This window comes from Geobacillus lituanicus, from assembly GCF_050994965.1.
Taxonomy (GTDB): Bacteria; Bacillota; Bacilli; order Bacillales; family Anoxybacillaceae; genus Geobacillus; species Geobacillus stearothermophilus.
The window spans coordinates 2683418-2705015 of record NZ_CP194773.1 but is presented as its reverse complement, the minus strand read 5'-3'; the positions used below and the strand labels follow the sequence as shown (position 1 = coordinate 2705015).

Annotated in this window: 17 protein-coding genes, 1 other RNA gene and 1 other annotated feature; of the genes, 15 read left to right on the top strand and 3 right to left on the bottom strand. The window is 55.1% G+C overall.

Annotated elements, in window-relative coordinates:
* Positions 1–132 precede the first annotated feature (132 nt).
* A complete protein-coding gene (locus ACR1UW_RS13865) occupies positions 133–1683 on the top strand; it encodes an IS1182 family transposase (RefSeq protein ID WP_171698435.1) in 1551 nt (516 codons plus the stop codon).
* Positions 1684–1810: 127 nt separating this feature from the next.
* Here the strand turns inward: ACR1UW_RS13865 and ACR1UW_RS13860 are convergent, their stop codons facing one another.
* Both ACR1UW_RS13860 and spoVB read right to left on the bottom strand, forming a co-directional pair.
* The gene (locus ACR1UW_RS13860) at positions 1811–2194 is read right to left on the bottom strand and encodes a TIGR04086 family membrane protein (RefSeq protein ID WP_498730424.1); all 384 of its coding nucleotides are present in this window, start codon (positions 2192–2194) and stop codon (positions 1811–1813) included.
* Positions 2195–2258: 64 nt separating this feature from the next.
* Positions 2259–3821 (bottom strand): stage V sporulation protein B, encoded by a 1563-nt coding sequence (spoVB, locus tag ACR1UW_RS13855; protein WP_498933752.1) that lies wholly within the window; start codon positions 3819–3821, stop codon positions 2259–2261.
* Positions 3822–3928: 107 nt separating this feature from the next.
* Here spoVB and ACR1UW_RS13850 point away from each other — a divergent pair, with 107 nt between their 5' ends.
* The 14 genes from ACR1UW_RS13850 (at position 3929) to ACR1UW_RS13785 (ending at position 20862) form a co-directional block, all read left to right on the top strand.
* Positions 3929–4219: a post-transcriptional regulator gene (locus tag ACR1UW_RS13850; protein WP_044743337.1), complete on the top strand. Its 291-nt coding sequence runs from the start codon at positions 3929–3931 to the stop codon at positions 4217–4219.
* A gap of 118 nt (positions 4220–4337) precedes the next feature.
* Positions 4338–6590, top strand: a complete 2253-nt coding sequence (secDF, locus tag ACR1UW_RS13845) for a protein translocase subunit SecDF (RefSeq protein ID WP_289643080.1) — start codon at positions 4338–4340, stop codon at positions 6588–6590.
* A 126-nt stretch (positions 6591–6716) separates the two neighbouring features.
* Positions 6717–7652: a cation diffusion facilitator family transporter gene (locus tag ACR1UW_RS13840; protein ID WP_498933749.1), complete on the top strand. Its 936-nt coding sequence runs from the start codon at positions 6717–6719 to the stop codon at positions 7650–7652.
* Between the two features lie 23 nt (positions 7653–7675).
* Complete coding sequence (gene recJ / locus ACR1UW_RS13835; protein WP_160269936.1) at positions 7676–10042, top strand: single-stranded-DNA-specific exonuclease RecJ; 2367 nt, start codon at positions 7676–7678, stop codon at positions 10040–10042.
* A complete protein-coding gene (locus ACR1UW_RS13830; protein ID WP_033011913.1) occupies positions 10033–10545 on the top strand; it encodes an adenine phosphoribosyltransferase in 513 nt (170 codons plus the stop codon). The genes recJ and ACR1UW_RS13830 overlap by 10 nt, the downstream gene beginning before the upstream one ends.
* A 378-nt stretch (positions 10546–10923) precedes the next feature.
* A complete protein-coding gene (locus ACR1UW_RS13825) occupies positions 10924–13122 on the top strand; it encodes a RelA/SpoT family protein (protein WP_498933747.1) in 2199 nt (732 codons plus the stop codon).
* A 22-nt stretch (positions 13123–13144) separates the two neighbouring features.
* Positions 13145–13603 carry a D-aminoacyl-tRNA deacylase gene (dtd, locus tag ACR1UW_RS13820; protein WP_160269933.1) on the top strand — a complete coding sequence of 153 codons (459 nt, stop codon included), beginning with the start codon at positions 13145–13147 and terminating at the stop codon, positions 13601–13603.
* Positions 13604–13683: 80 nt separating this feature from the next.
* Positions 13684–13857, top strand: coding sequence for a hypothetical protein (locus ACR1UW_RS13815; protein ID WP_042380609.1), 174 nt, complete (start codon positions 13684–13686; stop codon positions 13855–13857).
* Positions 13858–14040: 183 nt separating this feature from the next.
* Positions 14041–14604, top strand: a complete 564-nt coding sequence (ahpC, locus tag ACR1UW_RS13810) for an alkyl hydroperoxide reductase subunit C (protein ID WP_044730728.1) — start codon at positions 14041–14043, stop codon at positions 14602–14604.
* 14 nt (positions 14605–14618) lie between these two features.
* Positions 14619–16148, top strand: a complete 1530-nt coding sequence (ahpF, locus tag ACR1UW_RS13805) for an alkyl hydroperoxide reductase subunit F (RefSeq protein WP_498933744.1) — start codon at positions 14619–14621, stop codon at positions 16146–16148.
* Between the two features lie 201 nt (positions 16149–16349).
* Positions 16350–16580: a binding site (T-box leader), on the top strand.
* A gap of 47 nt (positions 16581–16627) precedes the next feature.
* On the top strand, positions 16628–17908 hold the full coding sequence (gene hisS, locus ACR1UW_RS13800; protein WP_498933742.1) for a histidine--tRNA ligase: 1281 nt from the start codon (positions 16628–16630) through the stop codon (positions 17906–17908).
* Between the two features lie 4 nt (positions 17909–17912).
* Positions 17913–19685, top strand: coding sequence for an aspartate--tRNA ligase (gene aspS, locus ACR1UW_RS13795; RefSeq protein ID WP_498933740.1), 1773 nt, complete (start codon positions 17913–17915; stop codon positions 19683–19685).
* A 76-nt stretch (positions 19686–19761) separates the two neighbouring features.
* A non-coding RNA gene (ssrS, locus tag ACR1UW_RS13790) (6S RNA) lies at positions 19762–19948 on the top strand.
* Positions 19949–20100: 152 nt separating this feature from the next.
* A complete protein-coding gene (locus tag ACR1UW_RS13785; protein WP_063330511.1) occupies positions 20101–20862 on the top strand; it encodes a tRNA threonylcarbamoyladenosine dehydratase in 762 nt (253 codons plus the stop codon).
* Between the two features lie 50 nt (positions 20863–20912).
* Here the strand turns inward: ACR1UW_RS13785 and ACR1UW_RS13780 are convergent, their stop codons facing one another.
* A complete protein-coding gene (locus ACR1UW_RS13780) occupies positions 20913–21563 on the bottom strand; it encodes an RsfA family transcriptional regulator (RefSeq protein WP_033011923.1) in 651 nt (216 codons plus the stop codon).
* Positions 21564–21598 lie beyond the last annotated feature (35 nt).

Genomic DNA, 21598 nt, shown 5'->3' with positions numbered 1-21598 from the left:
GGCTGACCCAAAACGCGAATGCGTTTTGGGATCAGCCCCCACTTTTTTGCCTCAAATATAGAAGAATCGCCCTTTTTTCTGGTAGAATAGAGTCACCAAAACCACTACCACCGAAAGAAGGGCGATTCTTTTATGAAACATGATCATATTTCCTTTAAAGAGTATACCATGGACAACCTCTCTTTGCCAAGCAACATCGCCGATCTCATTCCACGGGATAACATGGCCCACGTGGTTCATGAGATGGTTGAACGCATCCCGATGGAGACGTTTCTTGCTTACTACAAAGGAGGGGGCGCCTCCGCCTATCATCCGAAAATGATGACCAAAATTCTCCTTTACGCTTACACCCAAAAAATGTATCATGGCCGTGAGATTGCACGGCAGCTCGAAGTCCACCTTCCCCTCATGTGGCTAAGTGGATTTCAAAAGCCGGACTTCCGCTCCATCAATCGGTTTCGTTCGGAGCGGATGAAAGACCTGATTGACGACCTGTTCCGGGAAATGATCACGCTGCTCGTGGCCGACGGCTATGTCAAGATGGAAGATTATTTTGTGGATGGAACGAAAATTGAAGCGAATGCCAACCGGTACACCTTCGTTTGGCGCAAATCGGCTGAGAAGTACCAGGAGAAACTCCAAGCCAATGTCGATCGGCTGATTGCCCAGATCGAGGCGATCGTGGAAGAAGAAAAGGCGGAAGACATCGACCCTTCGCCGGCCTTTACGTCAGAAGAAATCCGAAAGAAAACCGAGGAGTGGGAAAAACGGTTGGAGGCCGAGCCGGACAACCAACCGTTGAAGAAGGCCATCAAGAAGATGAAGGAGGACTACTTGCCCCGCAGTGAAAAGTATGAACACCAACTCCATGTATGCGGGGATCGCAACAGCTATTCCAAGACCGATGTGGATGCCACCTTCATGCGGTTGAAGGAGGATCACATGCGAAACGGCCAGCTCAAGCCGGCCTATAACGTACAGGTGGGTTCTTCCGGCCAATTTATTTTGGGGTATTCCCTTCATCAGAGGCCGGGCGACACTCGTTGTCTTCTCCCGCATTTGGAGACCGTTCGAGAGAAGTACGGCGTGGAACCCGAACGTTTGATCGCTGACGCGGCTTATGGCTCGGAAGAGAACTACGTGAAGCTGGAAGAGAAGCACATATCGGCCTTGATCAAGTACCATACGTATGAGAAGGAGAACACGCGCAAGGTCAAGAAAAATCCGCATCATCAGCAGAATTGGACCTATGTGGAAGAAGAAGACGTTTGGATTTGCGCCAATGGGAAAAAGCTGGTTCGCACCGGAACTTCGAAACAGACCACGGAATCAGGATACACCTCGGTCACCCGACACTACCAATGCCATGAATGCGAAGGATGTCCGTTCCGTTCGGCCTGCACGACTTCCAAGTATGGACGAACCACGCAATGGAACCCCGTCTATCATGAACAAAAACAGAAAGCCCGCGAACGGTTGGAGAGTGAAGAAGGGCAAGCCCGATACCGCCAACGCCAAACCGACATTGAGAGTGTATTTGGGCAAATCAAACAAAATCGCGGGTTTCGTCGCTTTGTCCTGCGAGGCCTCCAAAAAGTTTCCATCGAATGGGGGCTGGTTTGTGCTGCCCACAATCTTCTCAAAAAAGCCGCTAGGGACAAGCAATTGTCCTTGGTGGCGTAAATGAGGGGGAGAACAGAGTCGGAATTTTGTTCCGTTTGGTAAAATATACAAAAACCAGAGAGGGCTGACTCCAAAAGTCCGCTTTTTGGCGGACTTTTGGGTCAGCCCCTTGCATTGATGCGCCCGCTTACGCCCGCTCGCGGCGCACCGGAGACAAGTTGACGCCGACGATGCCGCCGAGGGAGGCGGCAATCAAAAAGCCAAGATGGTATAGCCATTGTTCGATGGTAAACGGTTTTTCGATGCCGAGAAACTGAAACAAAAAGACAATTGCCGTAAACGAAAGGCCGGTCAACCCGCCGGCAAGCCACCCTTTTTCCTGGCTTTTTCCGCCGGCGACGATCCCTCCGATGAACATGGAGATGACTGAGACGGCAAAAATGATCCATGTAAGCGACGATTCATGAATGTCCGTCCACTTAAGAAGCAACGAAAAAACGAAGCTAACAAGCGCCGCCAACACGAAAATGGTGGCGACCCCATATACGAGTGCGCTGCCAAGCCGTGACACCGTGCTCCCCCCTTGCCTACAATCGTTTACCACAATATATTCGCCGTTGGACACGTTTAGAAGTTCATTTTCTTCTGTTTTTTCCGGCCAGCCAGTGCAGTCCGGGCAGGTAGACGAGCTCCTCCCGTTTGATCAGCCGGAAGACGAGAAGGGAAGCGGTATACAAAGCGATGGTTGCCGTCATCGCAAACAGCGTCCATGACGATGAAGGGGCTGCCGCCGGCGGATGATGGTAGAGCATGTAGCCGGCCGCGCCGGCTATGGTGATGGCGATGAGCGCTTTCCCATACTCACGCACATGAATGGAAAACGACACCGCTTTGGCGACGGTGGCAAAATGGAGAAGCGTCACAAGCACTGTGCCGACCGATGTCGCCAGCGCTGCCCCCATAATGCCGAACCCTGGCCGCGAGGCAAGAACGAAAATGCAGGCGAGTTTCACCACCGCGCCGATCAAGCTGTTCGTCATGGCGGCGTTTGCCAAATCAAGCCCTTGCAGCACGGCTTGCAGCGGGCCTTGGAAATAGTAAAACAAGAAAAACGGCGCCATCACCTGAATAAAGATGGCTGCTTCGCTTGTGCCATACATCCACCGCATTAACGGTTCGGCAAAAATATACAGGACAACGGCGGAAAGGCCGCCGGTGACGAGCGACAGCCGCATCGCCTGGGCGATCCGGTATTCGACCAACACCGGCTTATTTTGCGCCACCGCCTCGCTGATGGCAGGAACGAGCGCGGTTGAGAGCGCGTACGTAATGAATGACGGCAGCGTGAGCAGCGGGATCGCATAGCCGACCAACTGGCCGTATTGCCTTGTGGCAATCGATGTGGCTACACCGGCTAACGCCAAGCTATTGGCGACGACAATCGGCTCGAAAAACCAGGAAAGCGAGCCGATCAGGCGGCCGCCGGTCGTTGGCAGGGCGATCCGCATGAGGCGGAAGAACGTTTCTTTACCGGCATGTACGTAGCGAAAAAAGTTCGTCCGCAGGCGGATGGACTTTTTGAACTTAAATAAAAACAACAAGTACAGTAAGGCGGCCAGTTCGCCAAGGACGGAAGATGCCATGGCGCCGGCGGCGGCGTATTCGACGCCGTACGGCAGGAGCGGCTTTGTGCATAGAGCGATCAAGCTGATGCGGACGATTTGTTCAATCAAAAGCGAGTAGGCGTGCGGCTTCATTTGTTGGCGCCCTTGAAAGTAACCGCGCAGCACCGACGAGATGGCGACAATCGGCACAACCGGGGCGATGGCCACGAGCGGGTAGTATATGCGCGGGTCGGTGAACATCGTCCGCGAAAGCCACGGCGCTGCAACAATGAGCGCCGGCAGGAATACGAGACTCAGCACCCCGGTCGTCGTGAGCGACACGACAAGAATTTTTTTCACCCGTTGCCGGTCGCCGGCCGCTTCCGCCTCAGCGACAAGCTTCGCGATGGCGACCGGCAGCCCGATTTGCGTCGCGGTGATCGCCAGCACGAGCGTCGGCACCGCCATCATGTACAGCCCGACCCCTTCATCGCCGATCATTCGGGCGACGACGATGCGGTTGATGAAGCCAAGAATTTTTGTAATAAAGCCGGCGGCGATTAAAATGACCGTCCCTTGCAAAAATTTGGACATTTTCGTTCCCTGCCTTCTCAAATGCCTTAATCTTTTATACAATATATGCGAGACATATGGCCAAGCATGACAAGGATCATGGCTGGCATGGCGCAGGAGGGTGGGGAATGGATCACGAGCAAAAGCTGCGCGAACAGCTTATGCCGGCGCTCGAGTGCAAATATGATGAATTTCGCCTGCTCGGCTATACGCAAGTGACGCTTGACGGGCTGTGGGAATGTTTGCGGACGCGCAGGTGGAAACATGGAGCGGCGGAAAAAAAGCTGCATGAACTGGTGAGCGACATTTTGTCGCTTTCGCCGGGGGAATATATGGCCTTTTTGACGATGCGGTCGTACGAGCAGCAGCGGTTGACCGGAGGGGATGAGCTGGAGCGCATTCTTCACGATTTGTTATAGCGGAAAAATTGACACTAGCCGTCCGCTGTCCCATAATGAAAGTCGAAGCGGATCCGTTTCACGATGACGCTGCGGCGGCTAGGCCGACAAGATGAGCCAAAGGAGGATTTCAAAACGGATGGTAAAGCGAAGCCGCATCGTCGCCTTTTTTCTCCTCTTGTTGTTGTTTGCAGGAGTGATGGGGCCGACGATTCAAGGAATTGTACATAACATAAAGCTGGGCCTTGATTTGCAAGGCGGATTTGAAGTGCTGTATGAAGTGAAGCCGGCGAAAAAAGGCGACAAAATTGACCATGAAACGCTCCAAAGCACGGTCAGCGCCTTAAACCGGCGGATCAACGTCCTCGGCGTCAGCGAGCCGCGCGTCGACATTGAAGGGAACGATCGCATCCGCGTCCAGCTCGCCGGAGTGAAAGATCAAAACGAAGCGCGCCAAATTTTGGCGACGCAGGCGAAGCTCACGTTCCGCGATGTGAATGACAACGTGCTGATGGACGGAAGCGACCTCGTCCAAGGCGGGGCAAAACTGTCGTTTGATGAAAACGGCCGGCCGAGCGTGGCGATTAAACTAAAAGATGCTGACAAGTTCCGCCAAGTGACGGAAAAAGTGTATAAGATGGGGCCGCCGAACAACATTTTGGTCATCTGGCTCGATTTTCAAGAAGGAGTCGATTCGTACCGAAAAGAAGCAGGCAAGGCGGATCCAAAATTTATTTCTGCCGCGTCTGTCAACCAAGTGTTCAACCAGACCGACGTGTCGATCGTCGGCAACTTTACGGTGAAAGAAGCGCAGCAGCTCGCCGATTTGTTGAACGCGGGCGCGCTGCCTGTCGAGTTGCATGAAATTTACTCGACGTCTGTCGGCGCCCAATTCGGGAAAAACGCCTTGCAAAAAACGATGTTGGCCGGCATCATCGGTATCGCTGCCATCTTCGTGTTTATGATTTGGTTTTACCGGCTGCCGGGAGTCATTGCCGTCATTACGTTGTCCGTCTATATTTATTTGATTTTGCTGTTGTTTGATTGGATGAACGGCGTCTTGACGCTGCCGGGCATCGCCGCTCTCATTTTAGGGGTCGGGATGGCGGTCGATGCCAACATTATTACGTACGAGCGAATCAAGGAAGAAATTAAGCTCGGCAAGTCGATGCTGTCGGCGTTTCGCGCCGGCAACCGCGGCTCGTTTGCGACGATTTTTGATGCCAACCTTACAACGATCATCGCCGGCGCGGTCTTGTTCATTTACGGGACAAGCTCGGTCAAAGGGTTTGCGACGATGCTCATCATCAGCATTGTCGTCACCTTCGTCACGGCGGTTTACGGCACGCGTCTGCTGCTCGGACTGCTTGTCTCGAGCCGCTGGTTGGATAAAAAGCCGGAATGGTTCGGGGTGAAACGGTCGGAGATCTTAAACATCGCTGAAACGACCGATGAAACGGAAGTGCCGACGAAGTTTGACCGCTGGGATTTTGTCAAACATAGCAAAAAGTTTTTCCTGTTCTCCGGCGCCTTGACGCTTGCCGGCGTCATTTCGCTGGCAGCGCTCGGGTTGAATCTCGGCATTGATTTTACAAGCGGGACGCGCATTGAGGTGGCGAGCAGCCGCCCGATCGATGCCGGTGAGCTGCGCGGCTATTTCAAGGAGCTCGGTCATGAACCCAAGGAGGTCATCCTTTCCGGCGCGGATGGGAAAACCGGCGTCGTTCGCTTAATTGGCGTGCTTGATAAAAACGAAATTGCGAAGCTGAAAAGCGAGTTGAAAGAAGCGTACGGATTTGAGCCGAACGTAAGCACCGTCTCGCCGATCGTCGGCAAGCAGCTCGCCCGCAATGCGCTCATTGCTGTGCTTATTTCATCCATCGGCATCATTCTTTACGTGACGATCCGCTTTGAGTGGCGAATGGCGCTCGCAGCCATTGTCGCCTTATTGCACGATGCGTTTTTTATCATTACCGTGTTCAGCTTAACGCGTCTGGAAGTCGACTTGACGTTTATCGCCGCCGTGTTGACCATCATCGGCTACTCGATCAACGATACGATCGTCACATTTGACCGCATCCGCGATCTTATGAAAAGGCGGAAGCCGAAAACGGTCAGCGACTTGCAGCATATCGTCAACCGGGCGTTGCAGCAAACGTTTACGCGTTCGATCAACACCGTCTTGACCGTCTTGTTTACCGTCGTCGCCTTGCTTTTGGTCGGCAGCGAAGCGATCCGCAACTTCAACCTCGCTTTGCTTGTCGGGCTTGTTTGCGGCGTATACTCGTCGCTTTGCATCGCCTCGCAGCTCTGGGTCGTTTGGAAAGGCCGGGAGCTCAAAAAAGGCAAAGGGGCAAAAAAAGCGGCACCGGAAGCCGAACCGAACTTATAATGACCGCACCGGAAACAGCGCTTGCTTTTTCCGGTGCTTTTTCTTTCGCAACGATAAGGGAAAAATGGGTTACACTAATGGCCAGATGCAAAGCAGGCGAAACGCAAAAGGTGGGGGACAAAGGAGATGGAAAACGAACAGCGATTCAAGCAGGCGAAAACAGCAGCGGTCGTCGGCATCGCCGGCAATATGGCGCTCGCCGTCGTCAAGGCGGCCGTCGGCATATGGAGCCAAAGCCAGGCGTTAATTGCCGACGCCGCTCATTCGGCGTCCGATGTCGCCGGCTCGTTTGCTGTTTGGGTCGGGTTGCGCGCCGCGGCGCGCCCGCCGGATGAAGACCATCCGTACGGGCACGGAAAGGCGGAATCCATCGCCGCCATTATTGTGGCGGTCCTTCTGTTTCTCGTCGGGCTCGAGATCGGGCGTTCCGCGCTTGAATCCTTTTTTGCCCCGCTGTCGCCGCCGGGGATCGCGGCCATTTATGTCCTGCTGTTGTCGATCGTTGTCAAAGAAGCGATGTTCCGCTACAAATACCGGCTTGGAAAAAAACTGCAAAGCGATGCATTAATCGTCAACGCTTACGAGCACCGCTCCGACGTTTTCTCTTCACTCGCCGCGCTCGCCGGCGTCGGCGCCGCCATTCTCGGCGGAAAATGGGGGATCGGCTGGCTTGTGTACGCTGATCCGCTTGCCGGGCTGTTCGTGGCGATTCTTGTGTTGAAAATGGCATGGGAGCTTGGACGCCATTCGATCCATACGGCGATTGACCACGTGCTGCACGAGGAAGAAACCGGCTATTTGCGCGAGGCTGTCCTTTCGTTTCCCGATGTGCGGCAAATTAACGAGTTGTATGCACGCGAGCATGGCCACTATGTCATTGTGGATTTAAAGATTGCAGTTGATCCACGGTTGACCGTTGAGGAGGGGCACCGGATCGGGAAAAAAGTGAAAGAAAAGCTGCTCACTTTGCCGCGCGTCCGCGACGTGATGGTGCATATCAATCCGTACGACCCGGAAAAAACACGTAACGTCGTTGCCTGCCCTTTTCTTCTTTTTGTATAATAAGAAGAGTTGAGGTGGGGGACATGTTGCAAGCGAAAACGCGTTGGGAAGTGGGTCGCCCCGACGAACAGATTGTACAGCGGCTGGCTGAAGAAGCCAGCCTTGCGCCGCTGTTGGCGCGGTTGCTCGTCTGCCGCGGCGTGCGAACGGCGGCGGAAGCAGCTGCGTTTCTTCATCCGCTTCGGCAGCCGTTTCATGATCCGTTTCTGCTTGATGGGATGGAGCGGGCCATCCAGCGCCTCAGGCGGGCGATTGAGGCGGGCGAGCGCATTCTTGTGTACGGCGATTACGATGCCGATGGCGTCTGCAGCACGTCCGTCATGATGAGCGCGCTCAAGGAGGCGGGAGCGTCAGTCGAGTTCTACATTCCCAATCGCTTTACGGAAGGATACGGCCCGAATATGGCGGCATTCCGCGCCGCCAAAGAGCGGGGCGTTTCCGTGATTGTGACCGTCGACAACGGAATTGCGGCGGTCAATGAAATCGCCGCCGCTAACGAGTGGGGGCTTGACGTCATTGTGACCGACCATCACGAACCAGGGCCGGTGCTGCCGAAGGCGTATGCGATCATTCATCCGAAAAAGCAAGGAAGTACATACCCGTTTCGCGACTTGGCCGGCGTCGGCGTCGCCTTCAAAGTCGCGCATGCTCTGCTTGGGCGAGTGCCGCACCATTTGCTTGATTTGGTGGCGATTGGAACGATTGCCGATTTAGTGCCGCTCGTTGGGGAAAACCGGATTCTCGCCGCCCAAGGACTTGAAGCGCTGCGAGAAACGAAGCGCGCCGGTCTGCGCGCCCTTTGGCGGCAATGCCGCATTGATGCCGGCGCTTTAAATGAACAAACGGTCGGCTTTGTCATTGCGCCGCGGTTGAATGCGGCCGGGCGCCTCGGCGGCGCCGACCCGGCGGTGGCGCTCTTAATGACGGACGATGAGGACGAAGCGGCGCAACTGGCGGCGGAGATGGACGAGTTAAACCGCGAACGCCAGCAGTTGGTGGCGCAAATTGCGGACGAGGCAGCCGAGATGGTGCGCCGTCAGTTTCCCCCTGAAGAACACCGCGTGCTTGTTGTCGCCGGCGAAGGGTGGAATGCCGGGGTCGTCGGCATTGTCGCCTCCAAGCTCGTCGAGCAGTTTTACCGCCCGGCGGTGGTGCTGGCGGTTGACCGGGAAAAAGGGATCGCCAAAGGGTCGGCACGCAGCATCCACGGGTTCGACTTGTTCGCCAGTTTGTCGCGGTGCCGCGACCTGTTGCCGCATTTCGGCGGCCATCCGATGGCCGCAGGAATGACGTTGGCGCTTGACGATGTAGAACCATTGCGGCGGCGGCTGAATGCCATCGCCGCGGAAACGCTGTCCGATGACGACTTGACGCCGCTGACGTTTATTGACGCCTCTTGTTCGGTCGCTGAGCTGACGCTCGACGCCGCCCGCGGGCTCGAACGGCTCGCTCCGTTTGGCGTCGGCAATCCGCGGCCGCTTGTTCTCATTGAAGGGGCGTCCGTTGAAACGATGCGGCGCGTCGGAGCGAACGGCGCCCATATGAAGGCGGTGTTTGCGCAGGAGGGCGCCTCAGTCGACGCCATTGGTTTTGGCCTCGGACCGCTGTGTGAGGAAATCGCCCCGGGGGCGCGCGTTTCGGCAGTCGGGGAGCTTTCCGTGAATGAATGGAACGGGCTGGCGAAGGCGCAGCTGTCGCTGTGTGATCTGGCGGTCAGCCACTGCCAGCTGTTTGACATCCGCGGCTGCCGCGACGTCCGTCCCTTTCTTGAGCGGTTGCCAAAAGAAAAGCGGCTGCTTGTCATGTTTCGCCAAGGAACGGGCGCGCGCCCTGATTTAGCCTCGTTTCGCGGGGAACTTCGCTGCGTGCTGACGGACGAAGAGGCGGGTGCGCTGGAGATTAGCGGCCGTTACGTTGTGCTGCTTGATTTGCCGCCGACGCTCGGGCGGCTTGCCGCCTTGCTTGGGGGCAAGGAGCCGGCGCGCATTTATGCGCTGTTCGCCCAGCCGGAAGCCCGATTTTTCCGTACGTTCCCGACGCGCGATCATTTTAAATGGTTTTATGCGCTGTTGCACAAATACCGTTCGTTCCCGCTTGCCGAGCGGGGCGGGCAATTGGCGCGCGCCCGCGGTTGGACGGAAGAGACCGTTCATTTTATGGCGAAAGTGTTTTTGGAGTTGGAGTTTATTACGGAGCAAAACGGCGTCATTTCGCTCGTCCGCGCGCCGGCGAAGCGCGATTTGCACGAATCGCCGACGTACCGCCGCTGGCGGGACGAGCTTGAGGTGGAGCAACAGTTATTATATTCTACTTATGAGCAGCTTAACCGCTGTTTGTTGGACATGACACGTTCGCAAACGCACGAGGAGGCAAACGTACAATGGATTTAAAACAATATATTACGATCGTGCCGGACTTTCCGAAACCGGGCATTTTGTTTAAAGATATTACGACGTTGATGGATAATGGAAAAGCGTATAAATACGCGACCGATCAAATCGTTCAATATGCGCGCGAAAAACAAATCGATATCGTCGTTGGTCCGGAAGCGCGCGGCTTTATCATCGGATGCCCAGTCGCCTATGCGCTCGGCGTCGGATTTGCGCCGGTGCGCAAGGAAGGAAAATTGCCGCGCGAAGTCGTCCGCGTCGAGTACGGGCTCGAGTATGGGACAGACGTGCTGACAATGCATAAAGACGCCATTAAACCAGGCCAACGTGTGTTGATTACGGATGACTTGCTGGCGACGGGCGGCACGATGCGGGCGACGATCGATTTGGTCGAGCAGCTCGGCGGAGTGGTGGCTGGCTTGGCGTTTTTGATTGAACTCACGGAGCTTGGCGGCCGCAAAAAATTGGAAGGCTACGATATTTTGGCGCTCATGCAGTTTTAACTTCCCTCCGAAAGAAGTCTCCTACTTCTAAACGTGAAGGTGCGCCAGCACCAGTGAAAGTGGGAGATGAATTTCGGTTGGCGTTAGCCAACGAATATGATAGAATATGGCTAGAACGGACACCTTCGGAACGAAGGGAAGCGTAAAGGGTTCTTGTGTGTGGCTTACCGTTCAGCGAACACACACAAGTCGCTTGAAGCCCCCTCCTCTAAGCGAAGCGTAGGTGGTGGGTAGTTCACATGGTCGACATGATTCGCTTCTTCGGATACAATAGTAAAAAAGGGGCACTCGCACGAGTGCTCTTTCTTATTAACGTGACGGTGCTTTTGTCTTATCGCATGGATTTTATTTTACGGAAATCAAAGGTGATCCAACCATATGGCGAATGAACAAGTGTTGACAGCGGAGCAAGTGTTTGAACAGGCGAGCTGTTATTTGTCGGAACAGGACGTTGCCTTTTTGAAAAAGGCGTACGAGTTTGCCAAACACGCCCACCGCGACCAATTTCGGAAATCGGGCGAACCATACATCATCCACCCCATTCAAGTCGCCGGCATTTTGGTCGACTTGAAAATGGATGCCACAACAGTCGCCGCCGGGTTTTTGCATGATGTCATCGAAGACACCGAGGCGACAAAAGAAGACCTTGAGCGCGAGTTCGGCGCGGAAGTGGCGATGCTTGTCGACGGGGTGACGAAGCTCGGCAAAATTAAATATAAGTCGCAGGAAGAGCAGCAGGCGGAAAACCATCGAAAAATGTTTTTGGCCATGGCGCAAGATATCCGCGTCATTTTAATCAAGCTGGCCGACCGTCTGCACAACATGCGGACGCTGAAGCATTTGCCGGCGGAGAAGCAGCGGCGCATCGCCAACGAGACGCTTGAAATTTTCGCCCCGCTTGCCCATCGGCTCGGCATTTCGAAAATTAAGTGGGAGCTTGAGGATACGGCGCTTCGCTATTTAAATCCGCAGCAGTACTACCGCATCGTCAATTTGATGAAGAAAAAGCGCGCCGAGCGCGAGCAATATTTGGAAGAGGTCATTCAAGAGATGCGCGAACGACTTAATGAAGTGCACATCCCGTGCGAAATTTCCGGACGCCCGAAGCATATTTACAGCATTTACCGAAAAATGGTAATGCAAAACAAACAGTTTAATGAAATTTACGATTTGCTTGCCGTCCGCATCATTGTCAACAGCATTAAAGACTGCTACGCGGTGCTCGGCATCATCCATACGTGCTGGAAGCCGATGCCGGGGCGCTTCAAAGATTACATCGCCATGCCGAAGCCGAACATGTATCAGTCGCTCCACACGACGGTGATCGGCCCGAAAGGCGAGCCGCTCGAGGTGCAAATCCGCACGTTCGAAATGCACCAAATCGCCGAGTTCGGAATTGCCGCCCATTGGGCGTACAAGGAAGGGAAAACGGTCAAGCCGAACTCGTTTGAAGAAAAGCTGTCTTGGTTTCGGGAAATTTTGGAGTGGCAAAACGACGCGAGCAATGCCGAAGAGTTCATGGAATCGCTCAAGATGGACTTGTTTTCCGATATGGTGTTCGTTTTCACGCCAAAGGGCGACGTCATCGAGCTGCCAGCCGGGTCGGTGCCGATCGATTTCGCCTATCGCATCCATTCGGAAATCGGCAATAAAACGATCGGCGCCAAAGTGAACGGCAAAATGGTGCCGCTTGACTATAAGCTTCAGACGGGCGACATCGTGGAAATTTTGACGTCGAAACATTCGTACGGTCCAAGCCAGGACTGGCTGAAGCTCGCCAAGACGTCGCAGGCGCGCAACAAAATCCGACAGTTTTTCAAAAAACAGCGGCGTGAAGAAAATATCGAAAAAGGAAAAGAAATGGTCGAAAAAGAAGTGCGCAGCCTCGGTTTTGAACCGAAAGAAGTGATGACGGCGGACAACGTCAAGCGCGTTGCGGAAAAATTTAATTTTTCGAATGAAGACGATATGTATGCGGCAGTCGGCTACCACGGGATTACGGCGGCGCAAATCGCCCATCGGTTGACGGAAAAATGGCGGAAGCAGCGCGATTTGGAAGAGCAGGAGCGGAAGCTGGCCGAAGCCGTTTTTGAAGCGAAGCTGCCGGCTGGAAAAAAGCGCGACTGCGGCATTCGCGTCCAGGGGGTCGACAACTTGCTCATCCGCCTGTCGCGTTGCTGCAACCCGGTGCCGGGCGATGAGATTATCGGCTTTATCACCCGCGGCCGCGGCATTTCCGTCCACCGCGCCGACTGCCCGAACGTCCAGACGGAAGAAGCGGCCGACCGGCTCATTGCGGTCGAATGGGAAAGCGGCACAGGCGGCGAGCGCGAGTATAACGTCGACATTGAAATCACCGGGTTTGACCGCCGCGGCTTGCTCAATGAAGTGCTGCAGGCGGTGAACGAAACGCGCACCGATATTTCCGCCGTCTCCGGCCGCTCGGATCATCGCCATAAAATTGCGACGATCCATATGACGATCGCCATTCATAATATCAGCCATTTGCAAAAAGTGGTGGAACGCATTAAGCAAATTCCCGACATTTATTCGGTTCAGCGCCTCATGAACAATTAGAGGCGGCGAAAGGAGGAAGACGATGAGAGCGGTCATTCAGCGGGCAAAGCAGGCAGAAGTCACCGTCGACGGCGAGGTCGTCGGGGCGATCGCCGCCGGGCTTGTGGTGCTTCTTGGCGTCACGCACGACGACACGGAAGCCGACGCCGCCTATTTGGCAGAGAAAATCGCCCATTTGCGCATTTTTGAAGACGAACAGGGGAAAATGAACCGCTCGCTGCTTGAGGTCGGCGGGGCAGTGTTGTCCGTGTCGCAGTTCACCCTTTATGGCGACTGCCGGAAAGGGCGGCGGCCGAACTTTATGGCGGCGGCCAAGCCTGATCATGCCCTGCCGCTGTATGAGGCGTTCAACACTTTCTTGCGCGAAAAAGGCGTCCGCGTGGAAACCGGCGTGTTCGGTGAGATGATGGACGTCTCGCTGACGAACGATGGGCCGGTCACGCTGATCATCGATAGTGCGGACAAACCGGGAAACGGATGACGTTTCCCGGTTTCTTTTTTATTTTCGGCGAAAAATGGGAAAGATGAAAACAGTGGCATAGCAGAGAAAGGAGGAGGGCGATGCGGCAGACGAGAAAAAGTGAACAGGCGCACCAGGCAAGCGATGTGCTTTCTGCCGATTTCCATGAATGGATGCGTGTGGAAGCTGACTATAGCGCCTTTGAGCTGGCTTCGGAGTTCGGCGTGACGCTGCGGGATGTGCAAATGTTGAAGCAGCAGCGCTTCCGCCCGTAAACAAAGCCGGCCGGGAATTTGTTGTGCGTTTTTACAGGCGCGCGCCGTGGTGTGTGAAAATGACAGAGGGGAATGGAAAGAAATTTAAGCATATGTGTTGACAAATGCGGACGCCCATATGATAATGAATATCGTATTAAAATTATTATAATCTAACCAGCAGTCACAGGAGGTAGATGAAGAATGTCACTCGTAGGAAAAAAAGTGCAACCATTCCGAGCACAAGCGTATCACAACGGTGACTTCGTCGAAGTGACGGAGCAAAACTTTTTAGGAAAATGGAGCATCGTCTGCTTCTATCCGGCGGACTTTACGTTCGTCTGCCCGACGGAGCTCGAAGACTTGCAAGACCACTACGCAACGTTTAAAGAACTTGGCGTGGAAGTGTACTCGGTTTCGACCGACACCCATTTTACGCATAAAGCATGGCACGATACATCGCCAGCTATCGGCAAAATCGAATACGTGATGATCGGCGACCCGTCGCATCAACTGTCGCGCATGTTTGATGTGCTCGATGAAGAACAAGGATTGGCGCAACGCGGCACGTTCATCATTGACCCAGACGGCGTCATTCAAGCGGTGGAAATCAATGCGGACGGCATCGGCCGCAACGCAAGCACGCTGATTGATAAAATTAAAGCGGCCCAATACGTGCGCAACCATCCGGGTGAAGTCTGCCCGGCGAAATGGAAAGAAGGAGCGGAAACGCTGAAGCCGAGCCTTGACCTTGTCGGCAAAATTTAAGGAGGGCTTAGGCGATGCTACTGGATGCTGACATCAAGGCGCAACTAGCTCAGTATTTGCAATTGCTTGAAAATGATATTGTCTTGACGGTAAGCGCGGGAGACGATCCAGTTTCCCGCGATCTCCTTGCCTTGATCGATGAACTGACGGCCATGTCGCCAAAAATCAAGGTGGAGAAAGCAAAACTGGAACGAACACCGAGCTTCAGCGTCAACCGGGTTGGCGAAGACACAGGGGTGACGTTCGCTGGCGTGCCGCTTGGGCATGAGTTTACGTCGCTTGTGCTGGCGCTCCTTCAAGTGAGCGGGCGGCCTCCGAAAGTGGACGAAAGCGTCGTGAAGCGCGTTCAAAACTTACGGGGCACATACCGCTTTGAGACATATGTCAGCTTAACATGCCACAACTGCCCCGACGTCGTTCAAGCGTTGAACGCCATGAGCGTTCTCAACCCGAATATTTCCCATACGATGATCGACGGAGCGGCGTTTAAGGAAGAAGTCGAGCAAAAAGGGATCATGGCTGTGCCGACGGTCTTTTTAAATGGCAAACTGTTCGCGAGCGGCCGCATGTCGATTGAAGATATTCTTGCCAAATTAGGAAGCGAACCAGATGCTTCCGATTTTGCCAATAAGGATCCGTTTGATGTACTCATTGTCGGCGGTGGACCGGCTGGAGCGGCAGCGGCGATTTATGCAGCGCGCAAAGGCATCCGCACCGGCATTGTCGCGGAGCGTTTCGGCGGGCAAATTTTGGACACGCTCGCTATCGAGAACTTTATTAGCGTCAAATATACGGAAGGGCCGAAACTGGCGGCCAGCCTAGAAGAACATGTAAAGCAGTACGACGTCGACGTCATGAGTTCACAGCGCGCAAAACGGCTCGAGAAAAAAGACTTGATTGAAGTCGAGCTAGAAAACGGCGCTGTGCTGAAAAGCAAGACGGTCATTATCGCCACCGGCGCTCGCTGGCGCAATCTCGGGGTGCCGGGCGAGGACGAGTTCAAAAACAAAGGCGTCGCCTACTGCCCGCACTGCGACGGCCCGCTGTTTGAAGGCAAGCATGTGGCGGTCATCGGCGGCGGCAACTCCGGCGTCGAAGCGGCGATTGACCTCGCCGGCATTGCCAGCCATGTGACGCTGCTGGAGTTCGCCCCTGAACTCAAGGCGGATGCTGTTTTGCAAGACCGTTTGTACAGCTTGCCGAACGTAACGGTGATAAAAAACGCGCAAACGACGGAAATCACCGGCACGGACAAAGTCAACGGCTTGACTTACATTGACCGGGAAACAGGAGAAGAACATCATATCGAATTGCAAGGCGTGTTCGTGCAAATCGGCCTTGTGCCGAACACCGAATGGTTGGAAGGAACGGTGGAACGGAATCGCTTCGGTGAAATCGTCGTCGACAAACGCGGCGCGACGAGCCTTGAAGGTGTCTTTGCCGCCGGCGACTGCACGGACAGCGCCTATAAGCAAATCATTATCTCGATGGGCTCGGGTGCAACTGCGGCGTTAAGCGCGTTTGATTATTTGATTCGCCATTAAAGAGGGCCGAAGGTGGACCGCCTCTTCGATCCCATGGAGGGGCGGTTCAACGAATTGGCTCTCTTTTTTTAACTAAGATCAAAAATACGATGAGACATCAAGGTTTTTTCTCTTTGCGAAAAACCATGGATCACAGCCGCTAGGACAACTTGACAAACGGCCGAGATTATTCGTAATATAAAATTACATCTTTCTCATACGGAACAACCGATGATGGAGAAAAGTAGTTAAGGCCCACATGGCCAGAGAGGAAGCGCCCAAGGCTGCGAGCGCTTCTCCATGATGGCTTAACGAAAGACACTCCGTAGGTTTCTCTTTGAACGCGCTTTGCGCCAGTAAAGGGGAACGTGTGCCATGCGTTAATGGCGACAAGCGGAAGCCGATCGGCTTCAATTAGGGTGGCACCGCGGGAATGACGCTCTCGTCCCTATGGTCATGGGGACAAGGGCGTTTTTATTTTGGGCAAAGGAGGATTGAACATGCCGTTTCAAATTCCAAGAGGGACGCAGGATGTGCTGCCGGGTGAAACGGAAAAATGGCAGCATGTCGAGCAAGTCGTCCGCAGCCTTTGCGGACGGTATGGCTATGAGGAAATCCGCACACCGATTTTTGAACATACGGAGCTGTTTTTGCGCGGGGTCGGCGATACGACCGACATCGTGCAAAAAGAAATGTACACGTTTGAAGACAAAGGCGGCCGCGCGTTGACGCTCCGCCCGGAAGGAACAGCGCCGGTTGCCAGAGCGTTTGTCGAGCATAAGCTGTACGGCAGCCCGAACCAGCCGGTCAAGCTCTATTACACTGGACCGATGTTCCGCTATGAACGGCCTGAATCGGGGCGGTTCCGCCAGTTTGTGCAGTTTGGCGTCGAAGTGCTTGGCAGCAGCGATCCAGCGGTCGATGCGGAAGTGATCGCACTGGCGATGCACATTTATAACGAACTCGGGCTGCAGCATATCCGGTTGGTGATCAACAGCCTAGGCGACCTTGACAGCCGCCGGGCGCACCGCGAGGCGCTTGTTCGCCATTTTGAAAGCCGCATTCATGAGCTGTGCGAAGATTGTCAAGCACGTCTTCAGACGAATCCGCTTCGCATTCTCGACTGCAAAAAGGACCGCGGCCATGAACTGATGGCGACGGCGCCGTCGATTTTGGACTATTTGAACGATGAATCGCGCGCTTACTTTGAAAAAGTGAAGCACTATTTGGCGGTGCTCGACATTCCGTTTGTCATCGACTCCCGGCTCGTGCGCGGGCTCGACTACTACAACCATACGACATTTGAAATTATGAGCGATCTCGAAGGATTCGGGGCGGGGGCGACGCTGTGCGGCGGCGGTCGTTACAACGGGCTCGTCCAAGAAATCGGCGGCCCGGAAACGCCGGGCATCGGCTTTGCGCTCAGCATTGAGCGCCTCCTGGCGGCTCTCGAGGCGGAAGGGGTCGAGCTGCCGGTCCGCCGCGGGCTCGATTGCTATGTCGTCGCCGTCGGCGAGCAGGCGAAAACGGAAGCGGTCCGCCTCGTCTATGAATTGCGCCGCGCCGGACTGCGCGTTGATCAAGACTATTTGGGGCGGAAAATGAAAGCTCAGCTGAAAGCGGCCGACCGGCTTGGTGCGTCGTTTGTCGCCATGATCGGCGACGAAGAGCTGGAAAGCGGGGCGGCAACCGTTAAAGACATGGCCAGCGGCGAGCAGATGAAAGTGCCGTTTGGCGAACTGGCGCATGTTTTGGCAAAACGGACAGGACGGGAGGAGTAACACGATGCAGCGGACGTATTATTGTGGGGAAGTGCCGGAAACAGCGGTTGGCGAGCGCGTCATATTGAAAGGGTGGGTGCAAAAACGCCGCGACTTAGGCGGGCTCATTTTCATTGACTTGCGCGACCGGACCGGCATTGTCCAAGTCGTCGCCAGCCCCGACGTCTCGGCCGAGGCGTTGGCGGCAGCGGAACGCGTGCGGAGCGAATATGTGGTGAGCGTCGAAGGAACGGTCGTCGCCCGCGCACCGGAGACGGTCAATCCGAACATTGCGACCGGCCGCATTGAAATCCAAGCCGAGCGAATTGACATTATCAATGAAGCGAAAACGCCGCCGTTTGCCATTTCCGACGATACGGACGCGGCGGAAGATGTGCGCTTAAAGTATCGGTATTTGGATTTGCGCCGCCCGGTCATGTTTCAGACGCTTGCGCTTCGCCATAAAGTGACGAAAGCGGTGCGCGACTTTTTGGATAGCGAGCGCTTTTTGGAAATCGAGACGCCGATGTTGACGAAAAGCACGCCGGAGGGGGCGCGTGACTATTTAGTGCCAAGCCGCGTCCACCCTGGCGAGTTTTACGCTTTGCCGCAGTCGCCGCAAATTTTTAAGCAACTGCTCATGGTCGGCGGCTTTGAGCGCTATTACCAGATCGCCCGCTGCTTCCGCGATGAAGACTTGCGCGCCGACCGCCAGCCGGAGTTTACGCAAATCGATATTGAAATGTCGTTTATCAGCCAGGAAGATATTATCGATTTAACGGAGCGGATGATGGCGGCGGTCGTCAAAGCGGCCAAAGGCATCGATATCCCGCGCCCGTTTCCGCGCATGACGTATGCCGAAGCGATGAACCGCTACGGTTCCGATAAACCGGATGTGCGCTTTGGCCTTGAGCTCGTCGATGTATCCGAAGCCGTCCGGGATTCGGCGTTTCAAGTGTTCGCCCGCACGGTCAAGGAAGGCGGGCAAGTGAAGGCGATCAACGTCAAAGGCGCTGCAAGCCGCTATTCGCGCAAAGACATCGACGCGTTAGGCGAATTTGCGGCCCGCTACGGGGCGAAAGGGCTCGCCTGGCTGAAAGCGGAAGGGGATGAGCTGAAAGGGCCGATCGCCAAATTTTTCACCACCGACGAACAGACGGCATTGCGGCAGCTGCTCGCTGTCGACGACGGAGACTTGCTTCTGTTTGTCGCTGACCGGCCTGCGGTCGTCGCCGCTGCGCTTGGGGCGCTCCGGCTGAAGCTTGGCAAAGAGCTCGGTTTGATCGATGAAACGAGACTGGCGTTTTTATGGGTCACCGACTGGCCGCTGTTGGAGTACGACGAAGAAGAAGGACGCTACTACGCCGCCCACCATCCGTTTACGATGCCGGTGCGCGACGACATTCCGCTGCTTGAGACAAACCCGGGCGCCGTCCGTGCACAGGCGTACGATTTAGTGTTAAACGGGTACGAGCTCGGCGGCGGTTCGCTCCGCATTTTCGAGCGCGACGTGCAAGAAAAAATGTTCCAGGCTTTAGGGTTCAGCAAAGAAGAAGCGCGACGCCAGTTCGGCTTCCTGCTTGAGGCGTTTGAATACGGCACCCCGCCGCATGGCGGCATCGCCCTCGGCCTCGACCGGCTCGTCATGCTGCTTGCGGGGCGCACGAACTTGCGCGACACGATCGCCTTCCCGAAAACGGCGAGTGCGAGCTGCCTATTGACGGAAGCGCCGGGCCCGGTCAGCGAAAAGCAGCTCGAGGAGCTGCATTTGGCCGTTGTGCTTCCTCGTGAGGAATAATGGCGCCGTTGGAAGGAGAAACATTGGCGGCAGAGGTTCACAAACGCGAAAAAATATGATACAATCAAAGCAACACACCGTCCTAATGTGTTCGTCGAGTCACCCATCGTTTTGACCGAACAGTAGATGATCCGGGAGCCCGGGGTTTCCAAGCGGCGTGCACGCCCCTTCGTCACAGGGGAAGCGCAAACCTTGGAACAGGGCACCCACCTATGTGGGAGCGGGTTCAAAACGAAGGCATCGACGGCACGATTGGGACTGGTATGCATACGAGGATGGAAACATGACGCCCCTATGCCGGAAACAGCATAGGGGTTTTCTTTTGCCAACAAAAAGCCGTTGCCGCTTCGGGCGACTTCATGTACGATAAGAAGCGGCATCACTATCAATTTCTGAGCAAATGGAGAGGAGAGCCATGCTTCACCAATTTTCCCGCAATGAATTGGCCATCGGCCCTGAGGGGCTGCAAACATTAAGAAACGCCACCGTGGCGGTGCTTGGCGTCGGCGGTGTCGGGTCGTTCGCCGTCGAAGCGCTCGCCCGCTCCGGCGTCGGCCGGTTGGTGCTGGTGGATCGCGACAATGTCGACATTACGAACATTAACCGGCAAATCCACGCCCTATTGTCAACGATCGGCCGCCCGAAAGTCGAGCTGATGAAAGAGCGCATTGCTGACATTAACCCGGAGTGCGAGGTCATCGCTTTGCAAATGTTTTATACGGAAGAGACGTATGAGCAGTTTTTTGCCTATGACTTGGATTTTGTCATCGATGCGTCCGACACGATCGTGTATAAAGTGCATTTAATGAAACAATGCCTTAAGCGCGGCATTCCGATCATCTCGAGCATGGGGGCGGCAAACAAAATGGATCCGACCCGCTTTCGCATAGTCGACATTTCAAAAACGCACACCGATCCGATTGCGAAAGTCATCCGCGCCAAGCTGCGCAAAGAAGGGATTCGCCGCGGCATTCCGGTCGTCTTTTCCGATGAGAAGCCGGTGAAAATCCGCGAAGACGTTCGCCAAGTCGTCGGCAACGATGCTTCGCCGATCCGCAAAGCGAAAATGCCGCCATCATCGAACGCGTTTGTTCCGTCGGTTGCCGGGCTCATTATGGCGTCTTACGTCATCAATGAATTGTTAAAAGACATCCCCATCGCCCGCGTCGGCGAATGAGGAAACGATGGGCAGACAAGGGGCGATGCATGCCATTGCCTCTTGTTTCGTTATGAATGGGCCATCGGTTCGACTTGTCCGCCCGTTTCGGAGAGAAGAAGCTGGGCGAGGGAAAAGCGGTCGCCTTCTTCGGAGGCAAGCTGACGGGCGCGGGCCATAATTTTGACGAGCGCCTCGTAATCTTCGCGCACCGTCGTCTGGCGCGCTTCCAAGCGTTCGGCCTTTTTGGCCAACTGTTCATTGCGAGCCTGCCACTCCGCCCGTTCCCGTTTCAGTCGCTCGTTTTCCCGGCGGGCGGCTTCCAGCTGCTCAACGTCGTTCCGCAGCCTTTGCAAAAAGGAAATGCACTCGTCAAGCGTCAACGGGGTAGCCGGGAGAAACGGGGACGATCCCTCGGCAAGCTTCGGATTGTCAGGGGCGCCGAACGATACGGCGGCCGCCTCCTTTTGCCATTTTTTCATCATTTCCAATGCCCGTTTCCGTTCTTTTCGCTGTTTTTTTGCCTGTTCAATGGCTTCAAGGTGCCGTTTCCGCACCTCGGCGTTCCAGCGAAACCCGCATGCCGCCGCCGTCCGCCGCAGCTGTTTTCCGACCTTTTCGAAGGCGGCGAGCTGCGTTTTGCCTTCGCGTATGTATTGCAGTACCGTTTCTGCAAGCAGTACATCCTCTTCATGCGACCATGCATCTTGTCTCGTCTTCATGCTGTCCACCCCGCAAATGTAATGTTGATATGATA